Consider the following 14683-nt stretch of genomic DNA (forward strand, 5'->3'; position numbering starts at 1 on the left):
AAGCGTTAGTTTGAATTAGTAAGGGTATTATATGTGTTTTAACCTCAAGTATATATGTTTAAGGTTAAAGGATTTGTGATGGTATAAAAGTAGCGGAAGTCTGGAAGAAACGGATATAATCGGTTTCTTCCAGACTTTTTTTGCTTTCTTGTAATATAAAAAATTTATTTTTCCTACATGATTTAATTATCCGTTTTAATATTTGAATTTTTTGTGAAATTAAACGGAGTTTTTATTCTTCTTTAAATACATAATGTTACAAAATAGCGTAATTGTATTTACTTTATTTTTATAGGAGATTAAAAATAATAATAAATGTACCAATTTATGAGAGATATTAATATATTAATTGGTGATTTGTTCGTTTATCCCTATATTGCTATTATATTAGCGAGAACAATATATTGGGGGGACAAGAATGAATTTGAAATTAACATCTAAATTGGAAATATTAAGAAAAAGTAAAAAAGGAATTGGTGCTTGTGTTCTGGCTGCAGGGGTAACGGCTATTACTATGATTCCTCAAAGTGCTTATGCACATGGATTTGTTGAAAAGCCAAGTAGCCGTGCTGCTTTATGTAGTCAGAATTATGGAGCATTGAATTTAAATTGTGGAAATATAATGTACGAACCTCAAAGCCTAGAAGCACCTAAAGGATTCCCAGATGGGGGACCGATTGATGGAAAAATCGCTTCGGCAGGAGGACTGTTTGGAGGAATTCTTGACCAACAAACATCAAATCGCTGGTTTAAAAACACGATTAAGGGTGGAGCAAATACCTTTACATGGAAATATACAGCTGCACATCCTACAAGTAAATGGCATTATTACATTACAAAAAAGGGATGGGATCCTAATAAACCATTAACACGTGCTGAATTAGAACCAATTGGAACTGTGAAACATGATGGTTCTGCCGCATCAAATAATTTAACACATACAATTAATGTACCAACTGATCGCAATGGTTATCATGTTATTTTAGCTGTATGGGATGTAGCAGATACGTCAAATGCGTTTTATAATGTAATTGATGTAAATCTAGTAAATAATGAAACTCCCGATACAGTAGCTCCAAGTCAACCAACTGAATTAAATGTTTCTAAAGTTTCTGCCAATAGTGTTGAAATAACATGGAAGGCCTCTACTGATAATATAGGTGTAAAAGAATATCAAGTGTTACGTAATGGCGAAGTAATTGATACGGTACCAGGTACAACTTTTATTGATAAAAAACTAACAGCAGATACGGAATATACCTATACAATAAAGGCATTAGACTCTGCTGGAAACATATCAAAGGAAAGTGAAAAACTAAAGGTTAAGACAACACATGCAATCCCAGATATAGAGGCTCCAACTCAACCAAAAGGATTACATAGTATGGGTACAACAGTGACAACTGTTGATTTGATGTGGAGTCCGTCTGAAGATAATGTAGGTGTTGACCATTATATTGTATATAGAGAAAGCGCTGGGGTTATGAATAAAATTGGGACAGCGGCTAATACATCCTTTATGGATAAAGATTTGAAGGCTAATACATCGTATAAATATGTAGTGACGGCGGTTGATTTAGCTGGAAATGAATCTAGTAGAAGTGATGTTTTGAATGTAACAACAAAGCCAGAGGATTCCACATATGAAAAATGGGATGCAAGAAAAGCATATACTAAAGGCGATAGAGTAGTACATGAGGGAAAAGTGTATGAAGCAGTTCAATATCATCAAGGAAATGGCGACTCAAATTGGATTTTTGCCTTATCGCTTTGGAAGCCAGTTTTGGATAAGTGACAGGTGGGAAAAGGTAGTTAACATTTTTGGGTTTTCTTTTAAAAATTAAGGGCTGTTCCAAATATGAATTATCTTATGATTTAAACCCCATCCTAATGTTTACGAAATGAAATTAAAAAAGAAACCCAATGGAATTCCATTGGGTTTCTTTTTTCTAATTTGTAATAGCGTATATTTTCACTGTGAATTTGTTAGTGGCACCTATTGGACTTGCAATATAATATTTAGTATTTGTGTAAGCTTCAGTCCTAGATCCATGTGAAATGTTTTTCCAACGGGTAGAATCTATTCCTAGGGAAACATCAATCATTACATTGAAAAAGATAGTAGAAGGGTAATCTTTTTCTGAAGGCTCAATAACCCATTTTAATTCTTTGGTACCTACAGGTAAACTATCAATTTTAAAGTTTTGGCTGGATCGATTTTGTTGCCCTGATAAAGGACTAGATTCAGATGATATTTGTGAAATTAATATTTCTTTTTCATTTGAATGTATACCATTTAATTTAATGATACTATCAATTAAACCTGGACCGGGAAAATCAGCCGCGATGATACCAGAATGTTTAATTGCGCCTTGTTGTAAGAGTTCGGTCCCAAGTGTATTCATCCCCCCATAGTATACTTGTCCGTTTCTATCACGAGGGAAATCACTCCACGCATTAGTGGAATTCGTTTGAATCAATTTAGGACTACTGTCAGTATTCCTGCTCTCTTTTCCGCTTGCAACAAACCAAGGATATACATTATTTAAAAATGCGGCTGCGCCTCCCGTACCACTAAAATGGTTGAGATAAATTTTTCCATTATTAAAATTAATATTTGTATTTTGTAGATGGTTTTTTATCGCAATCCATTTTGTATATATTTCGTCTGGTCCGCTTCCAATTTCAAATTTATCTTGTATATTTAAACCTTCGTAATCAATCCCGTACAATTGAGCGGATGTAAAGTTTTGTAAGATTACAATTTTTCCGCGGGTATCTCCTAAAGTAGGGTTATTTCTATCTGAAGTTGGTACGGAATTAGGATCCCAAAAATATGAAGCATTAACGTTTTTATATTTTAAAAATATCTCCTCAAATGATAGAGATCCACTTTCAGGAGTAGTTTCTTCTTTTAAGCGCATTAATATTGTTTCTGTTGGATGATCTTTTAAAAATTGAATGGTCTCTTTTAATACATCTTCAAACACAGCTTTTTGATTTACAACGCCATGATACATTGCAAAAGAATCTTTTACACGTTTAACACGCATATCTACATATCGAATTCCGGAATTTAATTGTTGGGATAAATCCATAGTTTGATTTCTTGTCAAATTTTCATCAAGAAAACTCGCTCCATGTAAAGCCATCGTACCGTGAGTCCCTGGAATAGATATTTCACTTATTTTTGTTGAACCTTCTATTTTCGACATCCACGATGGATTTTGATACCCTATATTGGATTCATAGGAGTAACCTGGATGACTATCAGCTAAAATAGTAGATGGTGTACTTAAACTTGTTAGTGTAATACAAGTAAGGATGCTAATTTTAAAGAAATTTCTCATTTTTATTTTGTTCATTTTTTCTCTCCTGACCTTTAAACAATTGTTAGATGATTTTTTACTATATTTATCGTTTTTCATTCTTAAGATAATAAATTTTTGTATTTAAAAATAATTAACAATAGGAGGAGTAAGTTATTTGAGACTTTAATAATTTTTTATTATAAATTGTCCCTAATAGCCAAACGGATTCTTGAAAACTCGAAGTATAGCCTCCAAAAAACAACTGTTTATCGTATTGAATACAAACAAAACAGAAGTCCTAAAAAAGACTTCTATTTTGTGACATATAATGAATGATAAGGTGGTAAACAAATCAAGATAATGTGATTGAGTGGTAAAAATTTATTAATAGCTGTTTTAGAATCTCTTATAACAAGGCTGATTACAAAAAGCGGATCTCTACACTGCTAATAAAAATTGAAAAATTCTACTCATTAAAACTTAGACTAACTACAGTTGCAATTGATTGGGCTGCATGTTCCCAGCTTCCATCTATAACTTTACCAATCTGCTGACCAAGTGCATTTAAATCATTTGGATTAACTGGAATTCCATTATACGCAGCAAGAATTGATAAAAGTGGAGCAGCAAATGGTGTCCAACCACCTCTATCAATATTAAATACAGGTTTATCTAGTACCTTTCCATCTTGTACTGTAAACTCATAATAAAATTGATCATCTGGACGAAAACTTAAATGATGAGAGATTTGCCCCTTAACATATTTTTTTCCTGCACCTAGATTTACTACTTCTATTTCCTTTACATTAAATTCATGTTCAAATACTTTGATTTTTTTGACTTCTGGACCATTTAAGGCAGCTTGAACGGCTGTTTCCAAATTGTTTTGTGCAAAAGGTTGAATACTTAATTGTGCCTCTTTTTGTTGAATAGGAGCCTCCTTTTCTGCAGCAAACACCGAGGTAGTAGGTAGTGCACCTGTAGCTAACGTAGCTGCAAGTGCCGTTGTCATCATGATTTTTCGTTTCATCTTCATAGTTTTCCTTCCTCTCTTAAAGTTATGATATATAATTTTTTAAGATTGACACGGTACAATTTTTTTCATAATGCACGCAAAAAACTGGTTTAAGAACTATGTGAAAAACGTGTCGGAAAATTAAAATTAATTATATATGTATTTTAAATGATATATATCTACACGTATTTTTTCAATTTTTAGATAAATTAAACAGTAATTACTGCATAAGAGTCAATTTAGCACTTTATTTATCTATACACTTCCTATAAACACATTTAGTTCATAGTAAAAGTAATATATTTGATATTAAATGTCTTGCATAATGCGATAAAATTTCACAATTTTATCGCATTATATACAAAAAATGAAGAATTTAAATAAGTATGGTCCCAAAATTCGCAAGAAAAGAAAGAGAACTGCTATTAATACAGTAGAAGAATTTCAAGAAATTTTGAGCAGCGTTCACCAAATAGTTGATATAAGAGATGTATCGAGTTTTGCTGCAGGTCATATTGAGAAGTCAATAAACATACCTTATAAAAATTCTTTCACAACTTGATGTGGATGGTTATTAGATTATAAAACAGAAACTTTAATAATTTTAGATGAGGAAAAGGTTAAAGTGGAGGCAGTTATTAGAGAATTTGAATCTATTGGGTTAGACAATATTATTGCTTTTGCACCCTAAAAAGTAATAAAGAAACTTAATAGATTTGAAAGTTGCAAAGAAAAAACATCGACTGAATTATATCCGCATATAAAAAGTGGAAGTGTTAAGGTTATCGATGTGCGTAGTACAACATAGTAGGAGGAAGGAAACCTTCATGATGCAATATATCACTTTAGGCAATCTATTTGAACAATTAGATTATATCCCGAAAAATTGTCCAATAGTTTTGCAATTTCGAACCGGATGGGGTTCCGCTATAGCAGCTAGTATTTTGCAAAGAGCTGGTATAAAGGAAGTAGTGAATTTAAAGGGAGGATTTCTTGTATGGATAGAAGAAGGTCGCCATTCAAGGCGACCTTCTTTACTATGCGTTATACCCAAATAATTTTAAATCTTCTTCTGAATCTGAAATGATTTTCTCAAATCGTAATCCTACTTTTTCTAAAAGCTTTCCTGAGGCGATGTTATCTATAGAAGTAATTGCTACAATTCGTTTCATGCTGAGCTTTTGTACACCGTATTCGATTATCGCAGAAGCTGACTCGTAGCCGTATCCTTGTGAACGGAATGTCTCTAAAAAGGCAAATCCGATATCAACGTCTTCTAATGAATCTCTTTTAATAAGGCCACACATACCAAGTGGAGTGAGATCTTCTTTTCGTTCTACTAAGTAAAGGCCAAATCCGAGTTTGTTATACATATCGATGGGACCGTTTACAATATAATTTTTTGCATCTTCTAAGTTTCTAACTCCTTTGTCACCGATAAACTGAATCCATGCAGGATCGTTTACTAACTCAAGAATAAAAGGAGCGTCTTTTATATCAAACCAACGAAGGGTAAGACGTTCGGTTTCAAGAACTATCAATGATTACACCACCTTCAAAAAGTTATAACAATTAGTATGGATTGTGTAAAACAAAAGTGCAACATATTTTAATGGGGCTTTGTTTGTTCACATAAAGTTCGTTTGTTTTGTATAGAGAGATATTTTATAATTAGAATTGATTGTAAAGAGTGAGATGCTTATACAATGACTCCTAGGTGACTAGGAGTTTTTACTATATAACTATCATTATTACTAAATATGACACACTACACATTCTACTCAAGGAGGTATATAATGAAGAAATTATATAATGCATCGTTTACGTATTTGATTATAGGTTTATTATCAGGGATTTTCGCTAGGGAGTATGGTAAGTATAAAGGGATTTTAGGATCTACTTTGTTAAATCTTTTGCATACACATACACTTGTACTTGGCTTTTTCTTCTTTTTAATTGCTTTAGGATTAGCAAAAGTATTCGCGTTTCATGAAGTGCAAGGGTTTAATAAGTGGTTTGTTTTATATAACATTGCATTAACATTAATGTTAGGTTCGCTAGCAGCGAGAGGGCTTCTTCAGTTAAATGGAGCTGACTTTAAAGGGTTAACTTATATTGTAGGGTTTTCTCATTCGTTGATGGCAGTTACTTTAATTTGGTTTATGTTGTTAATAAAGAAATCGTTTAAAATGTAGTAAAAAAGAACTTGTAGCGTGTGCTGCAGGTTCTTTTTTGTATGTTCATGGTTAATAATCTTATTTTTCTAATTATTTTGTATAAAGATGGTATACTTGTTTTAAATTTAAAAAGGAGAGTTGATTATGGAAATAACAATTGAACATGTAGTAAATGAATTAAAAGGCATACTTCCTGAAGATCGAGTAGTAATAAATATGACAGTACGAGAGTTACATAGTAAAGATGAATCTTACCACGTTAGTAGTTTACCTGATGTAGTTGTTTTTCCAAAAACGACCGAAGAAGTTAGCGCGATAATGAAAATAGCGAGTCAGCACGGAACAGCTGTCGTTCCATTTGGAGTAGGGTCCAGTTTAGAGGGACATGTAATTCCTTACGAAAAAGGAATTACAATGGACTTTTCTCTTATGAACAAAATACTTGAAATAAGAGAAAAGGATTTTCTTGTGAGAGTACAGCCAGGGGTGACGCGCTCTCAGCTTAATAAAGAATTGAAAAAGTATGGATTATTTTTTAGTGTAGACCCAGGTGCTGATGCAACGTTAGGAGGAATGGCTGCTACAAATGCGAGCGGAACGACAGCGGTAAAGTATGGTGTAATGCGTGATCAAGTTCGAGATTTAGAAGTCGTTCTTGCTGATGGAGTAGTAATACATACCGGGAATTTAGCGGTGAAGTCATCATCAGGTTATCATTTAAATGGTATTTTCGTAGGATCAGAAGGAACACTTGGATGTTTCACGGAGTTAACTTTAAAAGTATACGGTATACCAGAACATGTTATGGCTGCGAGGGCATCGTTTCCAACTATAAATGATGCAGTAGAAGCTGTAATTAACATATTACAGGCAGGTATTCCAATCGCGAGAATTGAACTCGTTGATGAATTATCTATGAAACAAGTAAATTATTACAATGAAACAAGTTACAGAGAAGAACCGACACTGTTTTTAGAGTTTCACGGCAATGAAGCAGGGTTAAAGCAAGATATTGAATTTACGAAAGAAATCGTTCTTGATCATAAATGTATAGAAATTGCGTTTGAGATGGAAACAGCAGCGAGAAATAAACTGTGGGATGCAAGACATAACTTAGCGTACTCTTACGTGCATAGTTATCCTGGTAAAAAGCTAATGAGTACAGACGTATGTGTGCCGATTTCGGAATTAGCTGGCGCAATTCAACATGCGAAAGAGGTATTAGATAAAGTAGGCCTTATTGGTGGTATTCTCGGTCATGTTGGGGATGGGAATTTCCATGTACTCTTAATGATTGATACAAATGATAAAGAGGAAGTGAAGAAGGCAGATGAAATAAATGAAAGTATCGTTCAGTATGCTCTTAAACGAGGAGGAACGTGTACAGGAGAACATGGCGTTGGAATCGGAAAACGAAAGTATCAAGAAGAAGAGCATGGAGCAGCATTATTTGTAATGGAGAAAATAAAGAAAGCTCTTGATCCGCAAAATATTTTGAATCCGAATAAGGTGTTTCAATTAAAAGATAGGGGCTGAGTGGATGGAAGTACTAGAAGCGATAAGTAATATAGCTGGAAAGTATTTTGCATTTTGGACCGGCTGCTGTACTTCCAAGTGTATTAGCGGCAGTATGGCATAGCATTGCAGGGCCAATATTAGCAACCATCTGGTCAAAAAATGCAAAGAATACTTTCAGCGATGAAAATGTATTAATAAATATAGAAAAATAGGAATGATAAATAATGCAAAAACGTATTGTACATTTCGAAGGAATGGTTGTATTTTTAGCCACGATTTATATGTATTCAATATATGAGTTTAGTTGGATTATATTTTTTGTATTCCTTTTAGCGCCGGATTTATCCATGTTAGCGTATGGGATCAATAATCACGTTGGTGCGAAAATATATAACGTATGTCACACATATATCATATCCATATTAATTGTTCTAATAGGTGTCTATTTTAAGATAGATACCGTTATAGTGATTGGCTTAATATGGACAGCACATATTGGAATGGATCGAATGTTTGGATATGGATTGAAATATGAGACGGATTTTAAGGATACTCATATTCAAAGATTATAATTGCTTTTGAGGAGAGGGATACGTTGAAACAGAGAATTACTATCGAAGAATATAACATCAAATGGGAAAGTGAATTTAATAAGCTACAAACTCTCATTAACGATGTGATGGAAGACAGCATTTTATCCATTGAACATGTTGGGAGTACATCTGTTAAAGGGCTTGCATCAAAACCAATACTAGATATTGATGTTGTAATAGAAGAGTACGAAATTTTTCATGAGGTAGTAAAAAAACTTGAGAAGATAGGGTACTATCATCAGTTAGAGTGGAGCTTTAAAGGAAGAGAGGCGTTTGGAAGAAAGGATATGTTCGTTCCATGGAACGAGGGAAATACAGTTTGGATGGAACATCATTTATATGTGTGTGATAAAAATAGTGAAGAGTTGAGAAGGCATATAGCATTTCGAGATTACCTTCGTGAACATACTAAAGTCGCTAATGAGTATGGAAACTTGAAGGAAGAGTTAGCAAGAGAGTCGAAAAATCGATCTAGTTATATTGAAGGTAAGACCGTATTTATTACAAATATATTAGAAAAAATAAACTAAGGCAGCATGGAATACATGCTGCCTATTGTTTTGAAATAGAAAGCTGCCATTATAAAACAAATACAAACTGGCCCTGTTGATTGATGCGGTTACTAAATATAATAGGAAATAAAATAGAAAAGAGCGGAAAAGAGGGAGCTTATGTACATACCAAAATATTTCGTAATACAAGATGAAGAGATGAAGTACGAAATAATGGAACAAAATAGCTTTGCGACATTATTTTCTCAACATAACGGAGAACCATATGCAACGCACTTGCCGTTGTTATTAAATAGGGAGACCCTTACTTTACATGGTCACTTCGCACGGCCGAATGAACAGTGGAAAGATATTGGGACTCAGCAAGTACTAGCTATATTTCAAGGACCACATAGTTACATCTCTCCGTTATGGTATGAAACAAACAATGCAGTACCAACATGGAATTACGTTGCAGTGCATGTATATGGTGAATTAGAAATTGTTGAGGATGAACAGGAATTAATTGACTCTCTTCAAAAATTAGTACATACATATGAAGATTCAAAGAGCACGTACTCATTAAACGATGTAGATCCGAATTATATGGCAGGATTAAGTAAGGGAATAGTTGGATTCAAAATAAAGATAAATAAAATAGAAGGAAAAGCGAAGTTAAGTCAAAATCATTCTGTAGAGAGACGGAATTTAGTTGTGGAGAAACTTGAGAAAGTTGGTAGTGAGGAGAGTAAGAGGATTGCGGAGTTGATGAGAAAATAAAGCCTACATCAAAGAGAAATATTCTAAATAAGCGTATTTAAAAAGACCTTCTTAATTGAAGGTCTTTCATTTTTTAAAGTGCTTTTTCAGTTGTTGTTGAGTTGTAGTCTTTACTTACGTCAACGGATTGAACAAGGTCAGGTCTTTGTGGTGCAGGGGTGTCCCCAATGTTTAATGCTACATATCCTAACTGTGTTTTCGGTGTTTCTGAGGTGAAGCTTAACCCAAGAGTTGTGATGCTAATAACAGCTAAGCCAATGATGCTCAATTTAATCTTTTTCATTATATCAAAGCTCCCTTTTCTTCATGTTTTTTTCTTGCTTGATTGGCCATGTAAAAGTATTGACTAGCTTTTATATGGTCTTCTTTTTCATAAAACATATTTGCTAGAACATCAGTGTACTCTTGTATACATTCCCAAAGGTTTTCTGTTTTAAAGTAAGAAATTCCTTCCAAAATTATCATTTCTAAATCATTTATAGAAGTTTTATTATTTAGTTCTCTTAAAATCATGAAACGATATTGAAACTCTTTGTTTTCTAGTTTATTTGAGATGTTTAATCCTTTTTTTATAAGTTCTTTAGCCTGGGTATATTCTCCAAGCTTGTAGTATTCACGTGCTTCAACAAAAAGTGCTTTAAAGTGATTTGGTTGCTTAGTTGTAACCTCTGAAATATGACGCATTGCTAACTCTGAAAGGTTTTGACTTGCATATAGCCAAGCTAAATTATGTCGTACTCTTAATGATAAAGTCTCCTCTGAATACTTCTGTAGAATATTTAATGCTGAATCAAGTCTAATTTCAGCTTGTTCAAACTGTTTTAAATCAATACAAGATAAACCAAAGATGTTATCACACAAAGCAACATTAATTTCACAGTTTATATGTTTTGAAAAAATCGCTTTAGCTTCATTTGCAGATTGGATTGCTACTAGTGGTTGATATGTTTGATAATAATAGGCAGCTAAGCGGTAGTTAAATTCAGCATTCTCTAGTTCGTCAGATACGTGTATTAGCAGCTTTTTAGCGTTCTCGAAAAGGTGTTTTGCTGCATTGTAGTTTCCAATAATTGTATTGTGAATAGCCTTAAAAAAATGATAATAATAAGAAAATAGCCCATTCTCTGGAAGTGGGAAAGAATCAATTTTATTAAAATCATCTTTATTAATATTTAAACCATCTGTTAAAATTTTGTATCTGAAATTAAAAAGTGAATAATACAATTGTAGGTTTGTATTTTCTTCTGAATTAGAGATGGTATTTTCAATATCTTTTTTTATTTTTGTTGCATGGGTAGTTTGATGCTGTAACATAGCTCTATACCAGTCATTAAATAATTTTGTAATTTGTTCATTACCTTGTAGTTGAACGTTCATGAAATCCCCTCACTTTTTGAATATTCTTATAAAATATAGTATCAAAAATAAAAATATTTAGAAATGCTGTTTTATATTTCTCAATATTTGTTTAACAAGCTTACGAGTAAGTCTATTGGAATAGTGTAGAATTTGTTTTGGATTAAAGAAATGGCATCGGGGGATGTGCATTTTAAAGTTTTAGTTGAGTGGGGGGATATAAAAAGGGTGCGTTCACACAAATTATATGAACGCACCTTTTTACATATTAAACAATCAAGTCCCACAAAAAGTACGATAAGGGCGATTCGTCGGTGTAGGCGGAGCGCAGTATTCTTCTTGATCTGTAGAATACGCATAAGGGTTTGATAAAGCTTCAAGAAGTTTCTCCATTACGCTATAGTCGTCATTTGTAACAGCTGCTTCTAGTGCTTCTTCTACACGGTGGTTCCTCGGGATGATTGATGGGTTATTATTTTTCATCATCTCGTAGGCGTTTTCTTTCGATTGTTCTTGTCTTTCTAATCGAGATTGCCATAGTTTGTACCATTCTTTAAATTCAGGACTTTCAAATAGAGCTGTATTTTCGATAGCATCAAGAGTTAACGAACGGAATGTATTTGTGTAATCCGCTTTATATTTCTCCATCATTTTTAAAAGTTGCTCAATAAGTGATTGATCTTGTTCTTCGTTGCTAAATAGTCCTAATTTCTTTTTCATTCCAAGGAACCACTGTTTTTCATACTGTACGCTAAATTTCGAGATTTCATCTTGAGCGATTTTTAATGCTTCTTCTTCATCTTCGTGCAGAATCGGTATTAAAGATTCTGCTAGTCGAGCGAGGTCCCATGCGGCCATATATGGTTGATTTCCATATGCATAACGGCCTTGTGTGTCAATAGAGCTAAATACGGTTCCTTGGTCGTAATTGTCCATAAATGCACAAGGGCCGTAATCAATCGTTTCGCCACTGATCGTTATATTGTCAGTGTTCATTACGCCGTGAATAAATCCAACAAGTTGCCATTTTGCGATAAGACTGGCTTGTCTTTTAATGACTTCTTGTAGTAATGCAGTATATCGGTTTTCATGAGATTCAATTTCTGGGTAATGTCTTTTTATCGTATAGTCAGCTAGTGATTGAAGATCCTCGATAGAACCACGAGCTGCAGCATATTGAAATGTACCGACACGTATATGGCTACTAGCTACTCTAGTTAAAATTGCTCCAGGTAACTTTGTTTCACGATATGTTGGTTCACCAGTTGTGACAACTGCTAAACTGCGGGTAGTTGGAATATCAAGTGCATACATTGCTTCACTAATGATATATTCACGTAGCATCGGACCGAGTGCAGCACGACCATCTCCTCGGCGTGAATAGGGAGTAGGGCCAGAACCTTTCAGTTGAATATCGAAACGCTCACCTGAAGGAGTAATTTGTTCGCCAATTAAAAGAGCACGACCGTCGCCTAACATATTAAAATGTCCGAATTGATGGCCAGCATATGCTTGAGCTAATGGATGAGCTCCTTCTGGGAGTGCATTACCAGCGAAAATAGCAATTTCAGCTTCCTTTTTCAGTTCTTCAGGGGTCAAGCCAAGAGATATCGCTAATGAATGGTTTAGTTTAACTAACTCCGGTGAACTTACGGGAGTAGGGGGGATTTCTGTATAAAATGATTGTGGTAAAGTCGTATAACTATTATCTAAATTCCAACCTGTTTCATTATTTTTAGTCATTGTATCTCCTCCTTTTTGTATTTTAAGTTATGTATTTGTACGTATGTATTCTTTGTAAAGTTAACTAAAAGTATAATATAATATTTCCCCTTGCAATCTATTGTAAGGACTTCATTGCACTATGTCTATTTAACAGCAAATTTAAAACCTCCATTTTAAGAAAATGGAGGTTTTATTATTATTTAATTTTTACAATTATTTTTCCTTTTGCTCTTCCAGACTCTGAATATTCCATTGCTTTTTGCGCATCTTCAAAAGGGAAAACTCGATCGATTACCGGTTTAATTTTTCCGGCTTCAATATAGTTTGCAATAGTACGTAATTGATCCCCGCTTGGCTTCATAAATAAAAATGAATATTGAGCATTATGCTTTTTTTCAAGTGCAGTAAGTTTTTTGCTGGCTAATGAAAATAAGAGAGTTTTAAAGAATCCTGAACCAAATTCTTTACCGAAGCGAGCATTCGGCATACCTGAAACGGAAACAATGTTTCCTCCGCTTTTTATAATATTGAATGATTTTTCAAGTGTTGCACCGCCGATTGTATCAAATACCGCATCATAATTTTTTAGTATATCTTCAAATTTTTCTGTTTTGTAATTAATAATTTCATCTGCGCCAAGAGACGTTACTAAATTCGCACCAGCTTCACTAGCAGTCGTTGTAACAGTAGCACCCATTATTTTTGCTAACTGAATAGCGAAAGTACCAACACCACCGGACCCAGCGTGAATTAAAATCTTTTGTCCTTTTTGTAATTGCATGATGTCATGTAAAGCTTGATAGGAAGTTAAGCCAACGAGTGGAATCGAAGCCGCTTCCTCAAAACTTAGATTTTTTGGTTTTAAAGCAATATCATCTTCATGAATGGCTATATACTCCGCGAAAGTACCAATCTTATTTTTTCTTGGACGAGCATATATTTCATCACCGACTTTAAAACGAGTCACTTTTGATCCAACCTTCGTGATGACACCGGAAAAGTCATTCCCAAGGATTAGAGGCATTTCATATTTCAGTAACATTTTAACTTTTCCATCACGTATTTTAAAATCAATTGGGTTAATACTAGCTGCATGAATTTCTGCGAGCACTTCATACTCATTAATTTCAGGAGTAGGTACCTCTGCCATACGCATTGGGACTTTTCCATATCTATCAATTATCATTGCTTTCATTTCTTATACCTCCAAGTTTTAATAAAAGTTTTGCAATAGCTTCTCAATATCTAATACAAGATTTTTTAATAAACCTAATTTTGTACGTATATCAATATAATAAAAATTCTTTGTACCTTCTTTTCTCATTAAAATAATGCCAGCTTCTCGTAAAATCTTAAGGTGATGTGATACTGCTGGACGGGAAAGGTGTGTTTGCTTCGTGATTTCTCCTACACGTAATCCTGTTTGACATTCCGTTTCCATTAGCACTAATAAAATAGCTTGACGTGTTTCATCACCAATTGCCAATAATACTTTTTGAGAATCAATAAAATCTTTTTTTATAATATTTAATTGTTCTTGTTTATTCATTTCAATCACTTTGCCTCCAGGTAATTAGTCGAAAGGTTTAAGATGATGAACCATTACTTCGATACGGTAATGCTACATGATTGTTGTACGAGGTGCAATATTGAGAAAGAAAATCGAGACGAATGAATTTTTTTATTGTTGAAAATTATAGGGAGATAGAAAAGGGAT

The 14683-nt window shown here is 33.7% G+C and carries 14 protein-coding genes and 2 pseudogenes; 8 read left to right on the top strand and 8 right to left on the bottom strand.

Translation table 11 applies throughout. From position 1 onward, the window contains the following. Positions 1–418: 418 nt before the first annotated feature. The gene (locus ACS2QP_RS23740) at positions 419–1795 is read left to right on the top strand and encodes a lytic polysaccharide monooxygenase (RefSeq protein ID WP_332284393.1); all 1377 of its coding nucleotides are present in this window, start codon (positions 419–421) and stop codon (positions 1793–1795) included. Positions 1796–1949: 154 nt separating this feature from the next. On the opposite strand, the gene ACS2QP_RS23745 is transcribed toward ACS2QP_RS23740, so the two are convergent. Next, a complete protein-coding gene (locus ACS2QP_RS23745; RefSeq protein ID WP_332284392.1) occupies positions 1950–3365 on the bottom strand; it encodes a phosphatidylinositol-specific phospholipase C in 1416 nt (471 codons plus the stop codon). Between the two features lie 412 nt (positions 3366–3777). Next, positions 3778–4347: a hypothetical protein gene (locus ACS2QP_RS23750; protein WP_061661124.1), complete on the bottom strand. Its 570-nt coding sequence runs from the start codon at positions 4345–4347 to the stop codon at positions 3778–3780. Positions 4348–4681: 334 nt separating this feature from the next. On the opposite strand from ACS2QP_RS23750, the pseudogene ACS2QP_RS23755 reads away from it, so the two are divergent. After that, a pseudogene (locus tag ACS2QP_RS23755) lies at positions 4682–5384 on the top strand (rhodanese-like domain-containing protein); the annotation flags it as partial. On the opposite strand, the gene ACS2QP_RS23760 reads toward ACS2QP_RS23755, so the two are convergent. Next, the gene (locus ACS2QP_RS23760; protein WP_332284390.1) at positions 5364–5867 is read right to left on the bottom strand and encodes a GNAT family N-acetyltransferase; all 504 of its coding nucleotides are present in this window, start codon (positions 5865–5867) and stop codon (positions 5364–5366) included. The pseudogene ACS2QP_RS23755 and the gene ACS2QP_RS23760 sit on opposite strands and share 21 nt — an antisense overlap. Before the next feature lie 255 nt (positions 5868–6122). Between ACS2QP_RS23760 and ACS2QP_RS23765 the strand changes: the two genes are divergently transcribed. From ACS2QP_RS23765 to ACS2QP_RS23790, 6 genes and pseudogenes are all read left to right on the top strand, one after another. After that, complete coding sequence (locus tag ACS2QP_RS23765; RefSeq protein WP_438882929.1) at positions 6123–6521, top strand: DUF2871 family protein; 399 nt, start codon at positions 6123–6125, stop codon at positions 6519–6521. A gap of 126 nt (positions 6522–6647) precedes the next feature. Further along, entirely contained in the window at positions 6648–8039 is a 1392-nt protein-coding gene (locus tag ACS2QP_RS23770) for an FAD-binding oxidoreductase (protein ID WP_438882930.1), read from the top strand. A 50-nt stretch (positions 8040–8089) separates the two neighbouring features. Beyond that, positions 8090–8233 (top strand): annotated as a pseudogene (locus tag ACS2QP_RS23775) (bile acid:sodium symporter family protein); the annotation flags it as partial. Positions 8234–8245: 12 nt separating this feature from the next. Further along, positions 8246–8593 (top strand): DUF4260 domain-containing protein, encoded by a 348-nt coding sequence (locus ACS2QP_RS23780; protein ID WP_053563872.1) that lies wholly within the window; start codon positions 8246–8248, stop codon positions 8591–8593. A 23-nt stretch (positions 8594–8616) separates the two neighbouring features. Then, positions 8617–9144 carry a GrpB family protein gene (locus ACS2QP_RS23785; protein WP_086693010.1) on the top strand — a complete coding sequence of 176 codons (528 nt, stop codon included), beginning with the start codon at positions 8617–8619 and terminating at the stop codon, positions 9142–9144. 141 nt (positions 9145–9285) lie between these two features. Then, a complete protein-coding gene (locus ACS2QP_RS23790; protein ID WP_438882931.1) occupies positions 9286–9885 on the top strand; it encodes an FMN-binding negative transcriptional regulator in 600 nt (199 codons plus the stop codon). Positions 9886–9958: 73 nt separating this feature from the next. Here the strand turns inward: ACS2QP_RS23790 and ACS2QP_RS23795 are convergent, their stop codons facing one another. From ACS2QP_RS23795 to ACS2QP_RS23815, 5 genes are all read right to left on the bottom strand, one after another. Continuing rightward, complete coding sequence (locus ACS2QP_RS23795; RefSeq protein ID WP_000721431.1) at positions 9959–10168, bottom strand: hypothetical protein; 210 nt, start codon at positions 10166–10168, stop codon at positions 9959–9961. Continuing rightward, the gene (locus ACS2QP_RS23800) at positions 10168–11262 is read right to left on the bottom strand and encodes a hypothetical protein (RefSeq protein WP_001102733.1); all 1095 of its coding nucleotides are present in this window, start codon (positions 11260–11262) and stop codon (positions 10168–10170) included. The genes ACS2QP_RS23795 and ACS2QP_RS23800 overlap by 1 nt, the downstream gene beginning before the upstream one ends. A 255-nt stretch (positions 11263–11517) precedes the next feature. After that, a complete protein-coding gene (locus ACS2QP_RS23805; protein WP_088351095.1) occupies positions 11518–12984 on the bottom strand; it encodes a protein adenylyltransferase SelO in 1467 nt (488 codons plus the stop codon). A gap of 178 nt (positions 12985–13162) precedes the next feature. Next, positions 13163–14161, bottom strand: a complete 999-nt coding sequence (locus ACS2QP_RS23810) for an NADP-dependent oxidoreductase (RefSeq protein WP_000646442.1) — start codon at positions 14159–14161, stop codon at positions 13163–13165. A gap of 18 nt (positions 14162–14179) precedes the next feature. Then, positions 14180–14524 carry an ArsR/SmtB family transcription factor gene (locus ACS2QP_RS23815; RefSeq protein WP_000571870.1) on the bottom strand — a complete coding sequence of 115 codons (345 nt, stop codon included), beginning with the start codon at positions 14522–14524 and terminating at the stop codon, positions 14180–14182. Positions 14525–14683: the final 159 nt, after the last annotated feature.

Source organism: Bacillus cereus group sp. Bce019, assembly GCF_051781745.1.
Lineage (GTDB): Bacteria > Bacillota > Bacilli > Bacillales > Bacillaceae_G > Bacillus_A > Bacillus_A cereus.

Bases quoted from the DNA above. Each gene is read 5' to 3' on its own strand.
- ACS2QP_RS23740 (WP_332284393.1), top strand. From the start codon at position 419: ATGAATTTGAAATTAACATCTAAATTGGAAATATTAAGAAAAAGTAAA.
- ACS2QP_RS23745 (WP_332284392.1), bottom strand. From the start codon at position 3,365: ATGAACAAAATAAAAATGAGAAATTTCTTTAAAATTAGCATCCTTACT.
- ACS2QP_RS23750 (WP_061661124.1), bottom strand. From the start codon at position 4,347: ATGAAGATGAAACGAAAAATCATGATGACAACGGCACTTGCAGCTACG.
- ACS2QP_RS23765 (WP_438882929.1), top strand. From the start codon at position 6,123: ATGAAGAAATTATATAATGCATCGTTTACGTATTTGATTATAGGTTTA.
- ACS2QP_RS23770 (WP_438882930.1), top strand. From the start codon at position 6,648: ATGGAAATAACAATTGAACATGTAGTAAATGAATTAAAAGGCATACTT.
- ACS2QP_RS23780 (WP_053563872.1), top strand. From the start codon at position 8,246: ATGCAAAAACGTATTGTACATTTCGAAGGAATGGTTGTATTTTTAGCC.
- ACS2QP_RS23790 (WP_438882931.1), top strand. From the start codon at position 9,286: ATGTACATACCAAAATATTTCGTAATACAAGATGAAGAGATGAAGTAC.
- ACS2QP_RS23795 (WP_000721431.1), bottom strand. From the start codon at position 10,168: ATGAAAAAGATTAAATTGAGCATCATTGGCTTAGCTGTTATTAGCATC.
- ACS2QP_RS23800 (WP_001102733.1), bottom strand. From the start codon at position 11,262: ATGAACGTTCAACTACAAGGTAATGAACAAATTACAAAATTATTTAAT.
- ACS2QP_RS23805 (WP_088351095.1), bottom strand. From the start codon at position 12,984: ATGACTAAAAATAATGAAACAGGTTGGAATTTAGATAATAGTTATACG.
- ACS2QP_RS23810 (WP_000646442.1), bottom strand. From the start codon at position 14,161: ATGAAAGCAATGATAATTGATAGATATGGAAAAGTCCCAATGCGTATG.